This window comes from Acinetobacter sp. Ac8, from assembly GCF_055392545.1.
In genome coordinates this window covers 1488694-1506041 of sequence record NZ_AP043689.1, presented here as the reverse complement: position 1 = coordinate 1506041, position 17348 = coordinate 1488694, and the positions used below count along the sequence as shown (strand labels likewise).

Below are 17348 nucleotides of genomic sequence, written 5' to 3'. Positions count from 1 at the left end.
ACAGCGAGAATTTTTATACTCATAAATTTTAATATTTTATAATTTGGAATAATTCATGAAAATTAAATTACTGTCTTTTGCCGTCATTTCTTCATTATTTTTAAGCGCATGTGGAGGTGATTCAGATGCTGGGGATTATACAACAAACAACGAATCTGAATGGTTTGGGTATGAAACTGGCGCTTCAACCCAAGACATTAACCTCTTTACTAAAGTAAAGTTTAGCTTTAACAATAAGCAGATGTACATCAATGGTGAATATAACGTAGATGGTTCAACACAGTTCCTTTCATCAGATCTTTTAAGTGATTATCTAGCAACAGATGGGCTCTATGATGCACCTAAAAGTAAAACTGATTTGGGCTATCAATATGCAACGTTGAAATCGAAAACAGCGACAGTTTGGACATTTACACCCTATTCATCTCGTAATTATAACCAATTGGAATTAACTGAAAAATTTGAAACAGTCAACTTAACAGGCAAAGCAATTAGTCCATACATCAATGGATTTGAGCATTATGCTGGTTCAAATATAGCACTTAGCTCAGTAGTTGGCGCTTATTCTTCATATTATGTGCAAAAACTAAAAGGTAAAACATTCCCGTCTGGATCAACGTGTTTACGATCAATTTCCTCTTCAACAAATACAAACTTTGCTGATTTTTATTCAGGCTATCGTCTGAATAATTACGACCCATCAAAATATTTTAAAGATGGTTATATTTCAACGGCGCTAGGAAAGTTCAACTTAGATTTATCCAGAGATATGCAACTGAATACATCAGTTGATGCCGTAGCTAAAATCGGCTCTGACTATTACCCAGCAAGTTATTATACTGCGGGTGAATATGACATACTTGCAAACCAAATTAAGCAATATGAACGAGATTATCAAGATGCTGTTGCTGAGTCTGGTAAAAACAGTATAAATGCGCAGTTAGCAGAAGCTTATCTAAATGGCTTAAAGTCAGAATGTACGCTGTTTAACAAAACAGCAAGTGTTGCAATTGATGCTGTAAAATAAAAGATATTCTTTTATATAAAAGCACTGACTAAATCTTATTTTTTAGTCAGTGCTTAAAATAATTTACTCGTTTCATTTTGTAGCTAGAAAAACAACAAAGTTAAAAATCACAGCCTATTTAACAAAATCTACAACCATCTATTTCACAACCGCCTAACGATATTTACCAAATACTTTCCAGAGATTGTTATCCGCTAAAGGATCAGCATAACTATCATTACGTGGCTTACGCGGCTTATCGCGGGCATCGACCAATTCAAAATCTTTTTCAGTGCTCAGCACTAAGCCATTCACATAAAATCGTGTTCTCGTATATTCACTTTGCCCAAACTGAAAAATATAGGTTCTTAAATCAATAAACTCACGATGCGCAACCAAGGCTGCGCTATCATCACTATTTAACCACTGTGACATATTTTTAATTTGGCTAGGTTCAAATTGCCCACATTTCTCAACCAGTGAAGCAATCCCACGAAAAGTTTTTGATTCTTTGGCACGGGTTTTATTAATTCGAATTCGATCTACATGAAAAAAGAACAAAGGTAAATTTAAATGGCTGGGTAATTGAGCCACATCTAAAGCCTCATCCTGCATAAAAGGTTGATACAAGGTTTGTGCCCTTTCTAGCAACCCAAGCCACTGTTTATAGTAGGCCTCTACTGCGGATTGGGTTCCATAATAAATTGGCAAACCCTCAACATTGCTTAAGTCCACAGGCGGCCAAATATTTTGGCGTAATAATGCAATATCACTTTTCAAGCTTTGTATGGCAATCGCATCTTGCATTATCTACTCCTTGAGTATTTATTAAGCTTAGGCTATTTGAGTATGCTATAGTTATATCAATGAAACAAGTCTATGAAAAGGAATGATAATGTCCGAAAATAATGATTTTTTTGAAGAAACTGAAGAAGTTGAATCTGACGAATACTTTTATGAGCGTGCTGATGAATTTATTGCTCTCGCCAATCAATTTGCAGATCAAAATCATCAAGTTTCGCATTTGACAGCACATCCTGGAAAGATCAGTGCTTCATTTATGTATGCCAATGCCCGTTATAGTATTTGGCATGCAGCATGTGCCTACAATCAAGCACCAGATTTTAAAGCGGATCGCCAAGTCATCTTAGACTATTATGTAGAACAATTTAAACTCATGCTTGAAGATCATCTTGATGAATATCAAGAAAATTTTGACAGCTATTTTGCAAATTCAGATACAGAAGAAGTAAAGCGTTTCGTTTAACCCTTGGATTGCCTATAATAGCCCACCAATGAAATACGCTATGTGGAAAAGTCATGTCTCAAAAAATCGATGCTACTGATGTCACCGAAGAAGAAGCTTTAAATGCTGTTTTTTTTGAGCGTGCGGATGAGTTTATCAAACAAGCCAATGAGTTTTGCCGCCCAGCGAAAGGACAGCAACCTAAGCCAGAAGAACTTCGTGGACAAGTCAGCTCAGCAATGCTCTTCGCTACTGCACGTTTTAATACCTGGGTTGCTGCAAACACCTTTAAAGATGGTGATGAAATGCGTGACGCCAAAGAACAAGTCATGTCTTATATATTGCAACAATTCCAAATGATGCTTGAAGACAATTATGATGAGTATTGTGAGCAGTTTGAAAATTATCTCCGTTTCCGTAAAAACGAAGATTTTCATACCCACAAGCATGATCATGATGGCCATGATCATCAACACTGATTGAATTAATTCATCTTAGATCAATCAAAGCATTGATAAAATAGCCTTTTTAATGAGGCTATTTTTTTTATAACAATTTTTGGCAGTCATCCCAAAACAATAAAATCAACTGATTCCCCCAATGGCTTTACCGCTTAAATTTTACCAAGTGACAATATTCACCTTTTATAAAATTCATGTATTGTATTTTGATAATAAATAACAATTTGGACGTTATATGCAAGATTTGAATTTTCCAATCATTGACCCACATATTCACCAATGGGATCCCTATAACACCCCTCATGCAGCAGCATTTGCGGTAAAGCTTTTGGGCAAGCGCCCATTTCTACTCGATAAAATGGTGCGTTTAGTCAAAGCTAAAGATTTGATTGAAACGGTTGGACTAACTGAGCACATCACCCGCCCCTATTTACCACAAGACTATAAACATGATCTTGGATCATATACAGTCGAACAAGTGGTGCATATTGAAGCCAGTTGGGCCAAACAGAAAGGCAAAGCTGTCGTAGGTGAAACAGAATTTATTGAATCCTTACCCTTTAATGAAAACACCGTAAAACTTGGTGGCATCGTGGCTACCACCGACCCATGCGATCCTAATTTCAAAAAGATTTTAAAGTTACACCAAAAAGCATCTAAACGTTTGCGCGGTATACGCCGTATGGCTGCCTTTCATGAAGATAAAGGCGTGCATAATTGGACAGATCTCCCGCACCTGTATACCGAGAAAAAGTTCTTAAAAGGCTTTGAACAACTCGCGCAACATAATCTGAGTTTTGATGCTTGGGTGTATTCTCATCAAATTCCCGATGTAATTGAGCTGGCAAAAAAGTTCCCAGAAACTTCAATTGTTTTAGACCACTTTGGTACACCAGCAGGCTTGTTTGGTAAAATTGGGCAAAATACAGGCTTGTCTAAAACAGCACGTGAAAATATTTTTTATCAATGGCAAGATGCTATTGCTGAATTATCCGCTTATCCAAATGTATATACCAAAATGTCTGGTCTATTTATGCCAGTGCTTGGTCATCAATTTTATAAGAAAAAACAACTGGCCTCTAAACAACAAATCATTGATCTTGTTGCACCACTGATTCTGCATGCTTTGGAAAGTTTTGGCACCTATCGGGTGATGTTTGCTTCCAATTTCCCAATGGATCGGGTCAATACCAGTCTGATGAATATCATTGATGCGTTTAGTGATATCGTGATGCAATATGATGAAAATGCACTGGAAAACATCTTCCACCATAATGCCAAACAATTCTATCGTTTGTAATTTTACAAGATAAAAGAGGTGTTTACTTAAACACCTCTTCAAACTTATTTACTGATTTTACTTATACACATAATTTTTTAACTATAGAAGTTTAATTACATTGAGCAAGAAAGGCTTGAATTGCATGTCGTGCAATTTCAGCATCTTCAAATGATTTCACTCCTGAAATACCCACTGCACCAACCAACTGACCTTGATACAAAATAGGCTCACCACCTTCCAACATCCCTGAGCCGCTCTGCATGGTTAAAAATCCCATTTGACCATTTTTGATAAGGGTCTCATATGATCCTGACGGTCTACGACTTAATGCAGAGCATCTGGCTTTGTCCAAACAGAATTTCGACGTCAATGCAGAAGCGCCGTCCATACGCTTCATTGCCAATAAATTGCCCGTTTCATCAACGATGGCAATGCTGACATTAAAAGCATGATCAATTGCATATTGATGTGCTTTATTCAATAAAAACTCTGCATCAGATAAGGTTAAATAGTGTTTGGTTTGCATATTTTCTTCCTGAATTATAATGTCTAAAATCACAAAAAAGCCTGTAGTCCTTAGACTACAGGCTTTTATTCTAAATCAAACTTGATGCAAAAAGACTGTCCATTCTGCTCATTTATTCAAGCAATCGAAGCGGCCTTAAATCCCCTTAAGCTTGCATTTCAGCAAAGACTTGTTTAGCCATATCAATAGTAAACTGAATATCTTCAGCACTGTGTGCAGCTGAAATAAAGCCTGCCTCAAATGCAGATGGAGCAAGGTTTACACCACGATTTAACATCCCGTGGAAGAATTTACGGAATGCTTCAATATCGCATTTTAAAATATGGTCAAAACTACTAATTTCAGTTTGATCAGTAAAGTAAAGGCCGAACAAACCACCAGCTTGTTGAGTAAAGAATGGGATTCCAGCTTCATCCGCAGCCGCTTGTAGACCCTGTAATAATTGATCTAATTTTGCAGACAAATCAGTGTAGAAGTTAGGTTGGCGAAGGGTTTCAAACATTTTGATCCCTGCTCGCATAGCCAATGGATTACCCGACAAAGTTCCTGCTTGGTAAACCCCACCTAAAGGCGCGATACATTCCATGATTTCACGTTTTCCACCAAATGCACCGACTGGTAATCCAGCACCAATGATTTTACCCAAAGTCGTTAAATCAGGTTTTACATTATAATATGCTTGCGCACCACCGAGTGCTACACGGAAACCTGTCATCACTTCATCAATAATAAATACTGATTTGTATTGATCACATTGCTCACGAATCGTTTCTAAGAAACCTTTGATTGGCTTAACCAGATTCATATTTCCAGCAACAGGTTCAACAATCACCCCTGCAATCTCTTGACCATATTTCGCAAAACAAGCTTTAACAGCTTCAATATCATTATATGGCAAGGTCACCGTATGCTTGGCAAAATCAGCAGGTACACCCTTTGATGTTGGCTCACCCATGGTCAACATGCCTGAACCCGCTTTAACCAATAAAGAATCTGAATGTCCGTGATAGCAACCTTCAAATTTCACAATCATGTCACGACCTGTATAACCACGCGCCAAACGAATAGCGGTCATGGTTGCTTCAGTACCTGAGTTGGTCATACGGACCAATTCAATTGATGGCATGATTTCACAGATCAAATCAGCCAGTGTGGTTTCATGTACTGTCGGTGCACCAAAGCTTAAACCATCAACTGCTGCTTCTTGTACTGCTTGGATAATATCAGGATGTGCATGACCTAAAATCATCGGCCCCCAAGAACCCACATAGTCCACATAGCGCTTGCCGTCGACATCGTATAAATAAGCACCTTTGGCTTTTTCGATAAATACTGGCGTACCACCCACCCCATTAAACGCTCGTACTGGAGAATTCACTCCACCTGGAATATGTTTACTGGCTTGTTTAAACAATTGCTCTTGTTTTGGAGATAGGCTCATAAATCGACTCAATCCTGTAGAATACTAAAATTTCAAAATGATATAAAAAATCACGATACAAATTAAGATTTTGCAGTTTCTGCAAATAACTGTGCCCAAGCTGCGACACGGGCAGGAATATTTTCAACTGATAGAGCTAATATATCACTAATCACTGCGCAAAGGTCAGCACCAGCCTCAATCACAGCTTGAGAATTTTCAACCGTTAAACCGCCAATGGCACAAATAGGTAAATCAAACTTTTTAGATGCCTGCTGTAATGTCGCTAGACCAATATTACCAGCTTCAGGTTTGGTCGATGTTGCATAAATTGCGCCAAAAGCCACATAGCTTGCTCCTTCAGCGATTGCTTTTTCAGCCAACTCAATTGAGTTTAAGCAAGTTCGCCCAATGATGACACCTTGTGGTAAACGTTGCACTGCATCTGAAATTTCACCATCAGACTGCCCAAGATGCACACCTAAACTAAATTGTTCAGCTAAATCTAAATCATCATTAATCAAAAATGATGTCTGATACTTTTCACACAGTTGCTTGATCTGCTTCACTTCATTGGTTTGGTCAGATTGAGCGACTTTTTTACGGCGATACTGAAGAATAGCGACTTGCTTAGTGCTTAAAGCAGCTTCGAGTTTTTCTAATAATAATTGGATTGGATCGTCGTTGGTAATCAGGTAAAGACCGCGCATTCAATATTCTCAAACAATCAAATAAATGGATTATAAGCAAGTTTTCTCAGTGAAGACGTGACAAAAACAAAAAAGCTTAGAAATCTCTAAGCTTTTTTGTTTAATTTATTACCATACTGACAAGATTAGCTCTCAATTTTATCTAGACTACGGTCTTTTAAACTTAAATTGCCACGTACAATATCGGAAAGCATACGCCAGTCAGAAATAAAACTATAAAGTGGTTGCTTAAAGCTTGCTGGCTTATTTTTCTCAAATACAAAATGCCCCACCCAAGCACATGCATAGCCAGAAAGTAGTCCATAGGCCACGTATTTTGCTTTACGTTGACGAATTGCTTTGCTAAAGAAATAAATACCGAGACTACTTCCAGCTGCATGCAAACGGCGACTCATCATGCTACGGTGTTCAGTTAAATAAAAACGATAAAATTCTGAATAGTTTTTAATTGGTAATTCAAACTTCGGGTTTTGCTCTAATTCCGATTTAGGCTCAACATACGCGTTCATGATCAATCATCCTGTTTTATTTTTAATCAGCTTAGTTTATTTTATGCTGCAATAACAGCCAAATTCAATATCAAGTCTGTTGACAATTCATCTATATTTGCGACTTCAAGTATTGCCCAGACTATACAAGTCACGAAATAGGAAATTTTGCCATTCTAAATATTTAATTAGTAACGATATAGCGGTAAAAAATACTCAAATGGCATGCTATACAAGTCTTCTGATGACACATTTTAAGTTACAATGCCAGATTAAACATTCAAGAATGTTTAACTCTCTAATAACCATGATTAACACTTAGGACCCTCACATGCTTGAAGTTGAATTAAAGTTTCAAATTCCGGAAGCCCGCCGCAATGCACTCCTCAAAGCATTAGATCCTAAAAAATCCCAAATTATTCAATTACAAGCAAAATACTACGACACACCTGATCGTCAGATGTCCCAACACGGCGCTGCACTACGTCAACGCTTAGAAGGAACGCGTTGGGTACAAACATTAAAAGCCGCCACCAAAAGCCATTTACAACGCTTTGAAGACAATATTGATTTAGGTGAGCTTGCTGAAGCCCCTCATTTAGATCTTGATATTTACCAGAATAAACCCGAAGCACTTGCTGTGTTAAAAAATGCATTGGGGGATAAATTTGATGAACTCCAATTACAATTTGAAACTGACATCCAACGTACCATCCGTGTGATTCAGTTTGAAGATGCTGAAATTGAAATCAGTCTCGATATTGGTGAAGTTAGAACTGAAACCTCCAAACAAGAAATTCATGAAGTAGAATTTGAATTAAAAAGTGGCTCAATTCAATCACTTTTAGCCTTTAGTTTTGAATGGGTTAAAAAGTATCACTTATGGCTCGATGTACGTAGCAAAGCTGAGTTTGGACACTTATTGACTGTGGATCAAAAAGTCAGTCCAGCACAGCTCAGCAAAGAAACCATTTTAAATAAAAAAGACACTGCAGATAAAAATTTACGTGTGCTTATTGCCAGTCAATTACAACATTTATTGCCAAATATTGCCGCGATTTCTGCACAGGTTGCCCAGCCTGAACATATTATTCAAGCACAGACTGCCCTACACCATTTACATTTAAGTCTTTCTCTGTTTAAAGATTGGACAGATACCAAAACGGATAAATGGTCACATCAACTTTCAGCGTTTGAGAGTCACTTTAAAAACTTACAGCATTTTGAACATATGCAACGTACATTAGGTGCTTTACTGCAAAATCCGAAAACAGCGCAAAGTTTAGATCGGGATATTTTGTATGCCAATGAAAAACTCATCAATTTGGTCAAATCGACTCAAAATGTGCAGCACTATTTAGAATTACTCATGTTCAGTTTAGGACAGTCTGCGAAAGCGCCAACCCATGACTTAAAATGGTTTGCGCAAAATACATTGCAAAATCAGTATCGACAGTTACAAGAAAGTTTAAATGAAGCCGATCTATCTGACCTTGAAAGTTTAGAAGCGCTGGCTCAGCATTTAAATGAATTAAAATTTAGCTTTCCGATCCTAACCAATATCTATGATGTTAAAAACTTACAAAAATATGCGAAATCTTTAAATGATGCTCAACAAGCTTGTGAGCAATATCAAGTGCTTGCTTCATCATCATCTTACCTACAACAAACCGACCTAGAAGCCAGTGATTGGTTTGCCTTAGGCTGGCTTACCGCAAAACAAGAAGCTTATGCAGAAAAACTGCTTGAAGCGACAGAACAGTTCTTGGTCAGCCGTAAGTTTTTAAAATAAATCAGCAGCAAGAAGAGATGGTTTTAATGATTAAATTATTGAATAAAATCATCTCTTTAAATACTGCATAAATTTGAATATTTGTAGTCGCATGAGTATTCACGTTGCGAATTTGTAATCATTCATTAAAAACTCAAAAAAAACAATTTATCGGATTAAAATCGAGAAAATAAGAATGGAACGATAAGCATGTTTGAAATTGAATTGAAATTCCAAATACCTGAAGAAAAGCAAGAAATGCTCATTAAAGCGTTTCAAAGAAAAGATACCCATATTCAGCACTTACAAGCCAAATACTATGATACGGCACAATTTATTTTGTCTGAACATTCCATTTCGCTTCGTCAACGCCTTGAAGATGATCAAGAAAATCAGCAATGGGTACAAACCCTCAAACTTCCAACAGAACAAAGGCTTAAACGTGCTGAATTTGAGGAAAATATCGAAAGCGCGGAAACAGGATTAGATCTAAAAAATTATCTCAGCAATAAGCATATTGCTAAAAATATTAAACACTTATTAGAGCAACATAAAGACGGATTAGAAGTCCAGTTTCAAACAGACATCGAAAGAAAGCTCAGCTTATTTAAATTTCAAAATAGTGAAATTGAAGTCAGTTATGATAACGGTCATATCATCGCCCTTCAACAGCGTCTCGCATTACGTGAATTAGAATTTGAACTGAAACAAGGCACTGTTCAAGATCTCATTTCTTTTATCTTACCTCGGATGAAACGCTATAACTTATGGCTTGATACCCGTAGCAAAGCACAGCAAGGTTTTCAGCTTGCACAAAACTCTCCAGACAATCCCGTACAGTTGCAAACGCCACTTGTTCTTGATCCAAAAGATCATCCTGAAAATGCATTAAAAAAGATCGTGAATAATTGTCTATCTCATCTACTCCCCAACAGTACAGCAATTGCATCTGAAAACTTTAATTCCAAACATATTCATCAGGCACGTGTGGCAATTCGCCGCTTAAGAAGTGCTTTAAAAACCTTTTCCAATTGGTCTTTGCATATCGATCCCACTTGGCAAACCCAGTTAACTGAATTATTTAGGCAACTCGGTTCGGCTCGTGATTTAGATATGATTCGAGAGGAGTTATTACCTCAGCTTGAAGCTGCTGGTGCACCTAAGTTTAAACTTCCAGAACCACAAGATGTCGATTCGCAAAAATTAACCAAACTGTTTAGATCTTTTAATTTTAATTATTTGGTCCTATCCCTCATTCAATTTATTGCCCAAGAATCAAGTGAAAAATCTCAAATAGCTGTACATAAAGCAGCATTTAAAAAAGTTAGACAATTACATCGCAAAATTCAAATTGATGCAGAAAACTATTTAAATTTAGACATTGAAGCACGGCACCGTACTCGTAAAAACTTAAAGCGTTTGCGTTATAGTATTGAGTTCGTTGCATCATTATCAGATAAAAGCCAAATCAAAAAATATTTAAAAGCCATAAAGCCTGCTCAAGAAAGTTTAGGGCTCTACAATGACCTGATTGTTGCTGAAGAAGTGTTAAAAAAAATGGTCAAAGCAGAACCTCAGGTCTGGTTTGCTTTGGGCTGGATTGCCGCAGAACAGCAACGGCTTTTGTTGAAATCACAACAAGATTTGTTGCAGTTTACCAAAACAGCCTTTTTAGAGTAATTGTAGCTACTATCCTACTCTTTAAACCGTGATGCTTCGATCACATCAGACAAAAGCGCATAAGTTTTAAGCAGGATATGGAATCACGTTTTCAATGACTGAACGACTCAATGCCCTGAATCAGGATCGCTTCTTCAGCACAGCTAAATTTAATATTAAATTGCCCAAAACGCATCCCGTAAATACGCGCATCATCGTGCTGATAAGCTGGTCGAGGATCTAAAGCCAGTACCGACTCAAGTTCAGCGATATATTTTGGGTCTATATCAGCTGTTTGAAGAAATTTACTTTTTAATTGCTGTGCATGCTCAGACCAAATAACCTGTTTACGCACAGGCTCATACTGGGCATAACCACTTTGCGCTGCATCCACAGCATCAGAATAATGAATATAAGGTTTAATATCGACAATCGGCGTACCATCTAAGAGATCACTGCCTGTCACATATACACGAACTGCATTCCCCTCTTTTTTGACAGCTTTAAGTTGTACTACAGATAAACCAATCGGTGCAGGGCGATACATACTGCGTGTTGCAAATACACCAATTTTTTTATTTCCACCTAAACGTGGAGGTCTCACTTGAGGACGGAATTTATCTTTATCTTGTTGATTTTTATTGTCATGAAACTGCCAGATCAACCATAAATGACTAAATTCCTCGATTCCCTCAAATGCTTCCAAGACATTGTAGGGTGCATGCATTTCGATAAAAGACTCCACCTGAACCAGATTTGGTTGTCGAGGAATACCAAATTTTTCAACATAAGGAGAACGCATAATCCCAATAATCGGGAGACTTAACTCAGTCATAATCATTTTTTCTGATAAGTTCAATTAAATATATTCAGTTTATCGAGAATGATTTTAGATTAGAATAGCAGGCTGTTCTAATTTGATAATTTATTGAGACCTTTAATGGCTGCTTTCAACGTCGAAAAGATTACTCACGTACACCACTGGAATGACACTCTATTCAGTTTTAAGACCACACGTGATACTGCATTACGTTTTAAAAATGGTCAATTTGTGATGATTGGTCTTGAAGTCAATGGTAAGCCTTTAATGCGAGCATATTCTATTGCAAGCGCTAACTACGAAGAAGAATTAGAGTTTTTTTCAATTAAAGTGCCTGATGGTCCTTTAACTTCTATTTTGCAAAAAGTAAAAGTTGGTGATGAAATTCTAATTTCTAAAAAACCTACAGGTACTTTAGTGCTTGATGATTTGAATCCGGGTAAAAACTTATACCTTCTTTCATCGGGTACAGGTCTAGCACCATTCTTATCAACGATTCGCGATCCAGAAACCTATGAGCGTTTTGAGAAAGTTATCGTTGTACATGGTACACGCTTTATTTCTGAATTGGCTTACCAAGACCTGATTCTCAACGAACTTCCAAACAATGAGTTTTTTGAAGAGCTAGGGATTAAAGACAAATTGGTTTACTACCCAACTGTGACCCGTGAAGATTTCCATACCCAAGGTCGTGTAACCACTGCGATTGAATCTGGTGCCTTATTTGAAAAAATTGGCTTACCACGTTTTAATCCTGAAACTGACCGCGCAATGCTTTGTGGTAGCCCAGCATTCCTTGACGATGTTGTCGAGCTCCTTGACCAACACGGCCTGAAAGAATCCCCTAAAATGGGCGTTTTAGGCGACTACGTGATTGAACGCGCTTTTGTTGAAAAATAATTTATTTTTCAAGCAGTGTTAAATTGAAAGCCGAGGTTGAATACCTCGGTTTTTTTGAATTTAATGGATATAAATTAGTACAGCTTTTTTGAACCTCACTTAAGTTCAAGCAGGATTCCACTTATACAGCAGCAATTCTTCGATATCTTTCATTTCATGAGTCAATAATCTTGAAAGTACATCTCTTAAATAGGTATATCCAGACCATTAAGCATAGCCAACTGGATTAAAGTCATAATATTTTCTGCTCTCTGCCCATTTATAAGTAAGCCTGCAAACAGTCATTTCTTAAATCCCAAAGCCCACGGATTTATCTGATATTCAATCCAGTTATTTTCAATTCTTGATAAAGGAAAAATTTCAAATATCTAACATAAACTGTATTATATTAATTTCGCATTTTTACAATACAATCTGAAAATAAAATTACAATTTCTGCACCAGCACTAGGTTCCAAATAAAGTAGGGCTAAATCATTTGATTTAATTTTTTCGACAATTTTTCTTAATTCATCATTCGACCAATATGTTGATGAATCAGAATTTGAAGAAACCCATTTTAATAATTCAAATATTTCATCGTGACAAAAATTATCTTTTTGATAATTAATTACTCTAGAAATAATGTTTTGTTTTCCAAAATCTAATACCCTATATTCTAAAACTCCTTTAAATACTAATTCATATCTAACCTCATAATCTATTCTCACAAATAGTATAAGGATATCTTGTTTATTATCAAAGAATACCCCTTCAATTACACCATCATGAATTATTTTTAATAAATTTTTTAAACTCATAAATAACTCTAATTTTTACCTAACATATTTATCTTTATCAGGTTCATACGGTCTTCCAGAACCTCTAATAAGCTTACCAGTAACACTTCTTTTCGAATCGTGTACATGTGGAATACCTGAATCATAATCTATATCCAAAGCTCTCGATTGATCATGTGCTTGATCACTATAGATATAGGCTTCTATTATTTCATAACTAAGAATAAACTTGTTCTAATTATTGTCCCGATATACTCAGTAAATTTTCAATCATTGACATTGCCATGACTCATTTTTATTGATCTTGTATCGTTATAAAACAAAAAGCCATACACATGTATGGCTTTCCTTCAGTCAATGAGTTATTTAAATCATCAATTTAGATTTTTCTGAGCTTGACCATATTGATCAGCCATCACTTCAACCAATTGATCAGGTTTAATATACTTCTTAATCACAGCATCTACATCAGCTTTGGTCAGTTGAGCAAACTCTTGATCTCTTAAAGCACGACTATCCATTTTCTTATTGCGTTCAAGCTGGCTGTTTAACATACGATGAATTACGCGCTCATCTTCTAAAGACGTCACACGTTGCTTCATGATATTGGCTTTAGCCGCTTCCAACTCCTGACTGGTTACTCCAGTCGCTAATAAGTCATTCAGAACTTTACGCACCACTTGCGATACTTCAGCAGATTTTCCTGCTGTGTAATTGGCTTCGATCGACAATGCACCTGCTTCATTAAAAGAGTCCAAGTTTAATTGACTACCAAAACCATAGACCAACGCATTTTTTTCACGAAGCTCTTGTCCTAAACGTGAAGACAATTGCGAGTCACCCAAAATATAACTAAAGACAATCAGTGCTGCGGCATCTTTATTGTCTACACCTACAGGCAAGGTCTGCAAAGCTTGATAACTACCAAACTCACGCTGCTCTGAAAGGGCATGCACTTTCTGCGCTTTATACGTGGTAAATTCTGTTGATAGACGCTGATAAGGTTGTTTAGCTGACCAATTGCCAAATTGTTGCTCAAGTAATTTCTTGATCGGTTTTGCATCATACTGCCCAGTGATAGCAATAAAGGCATGGTCCATTGCAAAGTATGTTTTATATAAATCAATAACTTGTTGGTTGGTTGCTGCTTGAATCTGTTGTTTAGCCAACTCTGGTTCAAAATGATAACGTAAATCACCCGGCTGATAGGTTTCAAGTAAGCGTGCAATGGTTAAAGAGGATACTGTTTCAGGCTCAGTATATGGTCGATCCAAACTAGATAAGCTTTGTAATTTAATTAAATCAAATTGTGATTGTTCAAATTTAGGGCTCTTCATCACCGACACGATATATTTAAAGAACTCTTCAAATTTTTCTTTTTTCGCTGAAATTTGAATAGTAATCCCGTTATCCGATGCCGTTGCCGTTGCTCCACCACTTGCTTCAATAGTTTTATCTGCAATGTTCTGTAAGCTATATTGCTCAGAAGCACGTAATAATAAATAAGCCGTAAAATCGAGGATTTGTGCCTTATTCATTAAAGATTCAGCTGTACCAAAATTAACCTCAATGGTTGCATAGGTTTTATCATCACGTGTCGAGGTTGGGAATAAAGCATACTTCATCCCATTTTTTAAAGTGCCACGTTGAATCTTTTTCTCTGTTGCAGTTAAATATTGTTTCGATTTTTCAACATATTGAGCAACTTCGGCTTGATAAACACTGACATCTTTTAACGGTTCTACAGCAGCAGCTTGTTGATCTAAAGTTTTTGGTTTTTCAGCAGCTTGCTTTTGCTCCAAGGCCTTTTTCTGATCTTCAGGTGTCGGTTGAATATCACCATTAAAACGGTGCTGCTCAGTTAAAAATGCTTTTAAAGTTGCATTAGTTTCAGCTACGCTTAACTTTTGAATGGCCTGTTGATCTTTAAAATATTGTGCCCAATTGCCATGTGATGACACCACATAATCACTCAACATACCACCAACAGCTGCTGCACTGGTCAATAAACTCTCATTGGCGTTCTGGATCAGATTTTTAACCCGTTTTAATTCAACATCATCAAAACTTTTATTTTTCTCTACACCGGCAATCAACGCACTGTCAATTTTTTGAGCATCATGGTTTGGTGCATATATTGCCCCCATAAATACCAAGTTAAAATCATCATCTAACCATGTTGTTGACTGGACATTGGTCGCGACACCAGTTTCTACCATGCTGGAATATAGATGACCACTCGGTTGTAAGGTATATAAATATGGCGCAAGTGCTAATACCGGCTGAATTTTTTCATTCTTACCATTCATATAAATATTGAATTTGGCAAGATCACTGCCCTTTTTCACCACAAAATTACGATTTTTTATGGTTGAAGAATCAAGTAAAGGCACTGTTGCTTGTTGAGGAATCTTACGTGCAGCTATCGCACTAAAGTTTTTATCAATGGCTTTTAAAACTTCTGCTTTATCAAATTTACCAGCAATCACCATCACCGCATTATTCGGTGCATACCAGTCTTTATAGAATTTGTTCAATTCATTCATTTTAATTGACTGTAGTTCAGCAAGATCACCGATCGGTAAACGACCTAATGACTTGTTGCCATAGGCTGCTTTCCACATTTGATCCATCAGCACAGCAAAAGGCTGATCCATACGCACTTCGCGTTCACGCATCACAATATTGATTTCTGAAGGAACGAATTGTTCTTGAAGCACCAATTTGTCCATACGTTGTGACTCTAAATAAATCACTTCGTTTAAGGTATTTTGGTCTGGACGTACTATATTGGTATATTTAGTCGAATAATAATCGGTACTGGCATTGGTCATTAACGTATATTGATCTAAACGGCGTTGAAATTCTTCGCCTTTTACATCTTGTGTGCCTTTAAAGGCTAAATGTTCAAGTAAATGTGCGAGGCCACCTTTGCCTTGTGGATCATTTAATGAACCGGTCAAATAAACCGTATTCATAAAGACTTTACTTTCTTTGTCATTCGGTGCAAGTAAAACTCTAAAGCCATTCTCTAGCTTATATTCTTCGATATTATGTTCAGATTTAACCAGGATGGCTTGAGCAAAACTAGACGCACTAAAACCAAGAATACAAAGCGACAAGGTGAGTTTTTTCAACTGCATGAGCATAGGAGAATCCAGAATTTTTTAAATTTTAAACAGTTATAAGCTAAACATCTTAAGAAATTCTGAACAAAATTTATAGTAAAGTTTTGAAAAAAGAGCCGTTTATTTCAACGGCTTTTGTAATGATTTGAGCATGTCTATATCAAAATCAATTTAAATAAAAATCTCAGCTTGCATAAATAACTGTGCATAGCCTGAAATTTCGATACGTTGATTGTCCTGAAGAGCACAAAACAATTTTCCACCACGCGCTGATGCCTGATAACCGATAAGTTGTTTTTTACCCAGCTTCTCAGCCCATAAAGGCGCTAAACCAGTATGCATAGAACCTGTTACAGGATCTTCATCTATCCCTTTATGCGGGGCAAAATAGCGAGCCACATAATCATAATCGTTTGAAGCAGCGGTAATGGTCACATCATAGCCTGCAGACTCCGCAGTTAATGCGGTACTCACATGATATTGTTCTGCAATTTTTCGGATATTGGCTAAGTTTGGTGTTGCATTTATCACGTCTTGTGCAGATTCACAAACTAAAATATACGCTTGCGCATTGAGATAGACTTCTTTAAAAGGCTGATCAATGACATGATTCAATAATTCTGGATAATCGATTAATTTTTGTGGCTGACGAATCGGGAAATTCATCTGGATCTTTCCATCCTCAGCTTGCTGGATGATAAAAATACCCAAATCTTTAACATGAAAATGAATCGTCTTCGCTTGGGTATAGTCTTTAAATAAAACAAAAGCTGAAGCTAAGGTCGCATGCCCACAAAAATCGACTTCAACCTGTGGTGTAAACCAGCGAATTTGATAATTTTCATCATCAATGCGTTTTACAAAAGCAGTTTCTGCCAAATTATTTTCTAAGGCAATATTTTGCATCAAAGCATCATCCAGCCAGTCATCTAAGACCAATACAGCAGCAGGGTTGCCCTTAAACAATTGTTGTGTAAAAGCATCAACTTGGTACATTTTCATTGTCAAAACTCCTCATTTTAATCTATTCTAAGTGATACTAAAAATGATTACAGATACAGTCTATGTTTTAAAATGGTTACAGTTAAAACTTGAGCTTGATCGTATAGACCATTTAAAATACAACTGTTTTATAGATTCATTTGAAGTTTAT

16 protein-coding genes and 1 pseudogene are annotated in these 17348 nt (G+C 36.8%); 7 read left to right on the top strand and 10 right to left on the bottom strand.

Annotated elements, in window-relative coordinates:
- Positions 1-55: 55 nt before the first annotated feature.
- A complete protein-coding gene (locus ACZ5QH_RS07225) occupies positions 56-1027 on the top strand; it encodes a hypothetical protein (RefSeq protein WP_034612195.1) in 972 nt (323 codons plus the stop codon).
- 153 nt (positions 1028-1180) lie between these two features.
- On the opposite strand, the gene ACZ5QH_RS07220 is transcribed toward ACZ5QH_RS07225, so the two are convergent.
- Entirely contained in the window at positions 1181-1813 is a 633-nt protein-coding gene (locus tag ACZ5QH_RS07220) for a hypothetical protein (RefSeq protein WP_239046075.1), read from the bottom strand.
- An 88-nt stretch (positions 1814-1901) separates the two neighbouring features.
- On the opposite strand from ACZ5QH_RS07220, the gene ACZ5QH_RS07215 reads away from it, so the two are divergent.
- The 3 genes from ACZ5QH_RS07215 (at position 1902) to ACZ5QH_RS07205 (ending at position 4013) form a co-directional block, all read left to right on the top strand.
- Positions 1902-2273 (top strand): DUF3144 domain-containing protein, encoded by a 372-nt coding sequence (locus tag ACZ5QH_RS07215; protein WP_004820143.1) that lies wholly within the window; start codon positions 1902-1904, stop codon positions 2271-2273.
- A gap of 53 nt (positions 2274-2326) precedes the next feature.
- Positions 2327-2731, top strand: coding sequence for a DUF3144 domain-containing protein (locus ACZ5QH_RS07210; RefSeq protein WP_004820141.1), 405 nt, complete (start codon positions 2327-2329; stop codon positions 2729-2731).
- A 217-nt stretch (positions 2732-2948) separates the two neighbouring features.
- Positions 2949-4013, top strand: a complete 1065-nt coding sequence (locus ACZ5QH_RS07205) for an amidohydrolase family protein (protein ID WP_303576472.1) — start codon at positions 2949-2951, stop codon at positions 4011-4013.
- A 91-nt stretch (positions 4014-4104) separates the two neighbouring features.
- Here the strand turns inward: ACZ5QH_RS07205 and ACZ5QH_RS07200 are convergent, their stop codons facing one another.
- The 4 genes from ACZ5QH_RS07200 to ACZ5QH_RS07185 form a co-directional block, all read right to left on the bottom strand.
- Positions 4105-4521: a GlcG/HbpS family heme-binding protein gene (locus ACZ5QH_RS07200; RefSeq protein WP_239046076.1), complete on the bottom strand. Its 417-nt coding sequence runs from the start codon at positions 4519-4521 to the stop codon at positions 4105-4107.
- 145 nt (positions 4522-4666) lie between these two features.
- Positions 4667-5962, bottom strand: a complete 1296-nt coding sequence (gene hemL, locus ACZ5QH_RS07195) for a glutamate-1-semialdehyde 2,1-aminomutase (RefSeq protein ID WP_244015527.1) — start codon at positions 5960-5962, stop codon at positions 4667-4669.
- A gap of 62 nt (positions 5963-6024) precedes the next feature.
- The gene (gene thiE / locus ACZ5QH_RS07190) at positions 6025-6651 is read right to left on the bottom strand and encodes a thiamine phosphate synthase (RefSeq protein ID WP_303576471.1); all 627 of its coding nucleotides are present in this window, start codon (positions 6649-6651) and stop codon (positions 6025-6027) included.
- Between the two features lie 125 nt (positions 6652-6776).
- Positions 6777-7160 (bottom strand): Mpo1-like protein, encoded by a 384-nt coding sequence (locus ACZ5QH_RS07185; protein WP_262085515.1) that lies wholly within the window; start codon positions 7158-7160, stop codon positions 6777-6779.
- 310 nt (positions 7161-7470) lie between these two features.
- Between ACZ5QH_RS07185 and ACZ5QH_RS07180 the strand changes: the two genes are divergently transcribed.
- Together ACZ5QH_RS07180 and ACZ5QH_RS07175 are read left to right on the top strand one after the other, a co-directional pair.
- On the top strand, positions 7471-8931 hold the full coding sequence (locus ACZ5QH_RS07180; protein WP_303576470.1) for a CYTH domain-containing protein: 1461 nt from the start codon (positions 7471-7473) through the stop codon (positions 8929-8931).
- A gap of 189 nt (positions 8932-9120) precedes the next feature.
- A complete protein-coding gene (locus ACZ5QH_RS07175; RefSeq protein ID WP_303576469.1) occupies positions 9121-10590 on the top strand; it encodes a CYTH and CHAD domain-containing protein in 1470 nt (489 codons plus the stop codon).
- A 91-nt stretch (positions 10591-10681) separates the two neighbouring features.
- On the opposite strand, the gene tsaA is transcribed toward ACZ5QH_RS07175, so the two are convergent.
- Positions 10682-11410, bottom strand: a complete 729-nt coding sequence (gene tsaA / locus ACZ5QH_RS07170; RefSeq protein ID WP_244015523.1) for a tRNA (N6-threonylcarbamoyladenosine(37)-N6)-methyltransferase TrmO — start codon at positions 11408-11410, stop codon at positions 10682-10684.
- Between the two features lie 99 nt (positions 11411-11509).
- On the opposite strand from tsaA, the gene ACZ5QH_RS07165 reads away from it, so the two are divergent.
- On the top strand, positions 11510-12289 hold the full coding sequence (locus tag ACZ5QH_RS07165) for a ferredoxin--NADP reductase (RefSeq protein WP_004721908.1): 780 nt from the start codon (positions 11510-11512) through the stop codon (positions 12287-12289).
- Positions 12290-12394: 105 nt separating this feature from the next.
- On the opposite strand, the pseudogene ACZ5QH_RS07160 reads toward ACZ5QH_RS07165, so the two are convergent.
- The 4 genes and pseudogenes from ACZ5QH_RS07160 to ACZ5QH_RS07145 all read right to left on the bottom strand — a co-directional run.
- Positions 12395-12624: pseudogene (locus tag ACZ5QH_RS07160) on the bottom strand (transposase domain-containing protein); the annotation flags it as partial.
- 53 nt (positions 12625-12677) lie between these two features.
- Positions 12678-13088, bottom strand: a complete 411-nt coding sequence (locus ACZ5QH_RS07155; RefSeq protein ID WP_034612234.1) for a hypothetical protein — start codon at positions 13086-13088, stop codon at positions 12678-12680.
- Between the two features lie 353 nt (positions 13089-13441).
- Complete coding sequence (locus ACZ5QH_RS07150; protein ID WP_239046080.1) at positions 13442-16216, bottom strand: M16 family metallopeptidase; 2775 nt, start codon at positions 16214-16216, stop codon at positions 13442-13444.
- Between the two features lie 150 nt (positions 16217-16366).
- Positions 16367-17197, bottom strand: a complete 831-nt coding sequence (locus ACZ5QH_RS07145; RefSeq protein WP_303576468.1) for a PhzF family phenazine biosynthesis protein — start codon at positions 17195-17197, stop codon at positions 16367-16369.
- Positions 17198-17348: the final 151 nt, after the last annotated feature.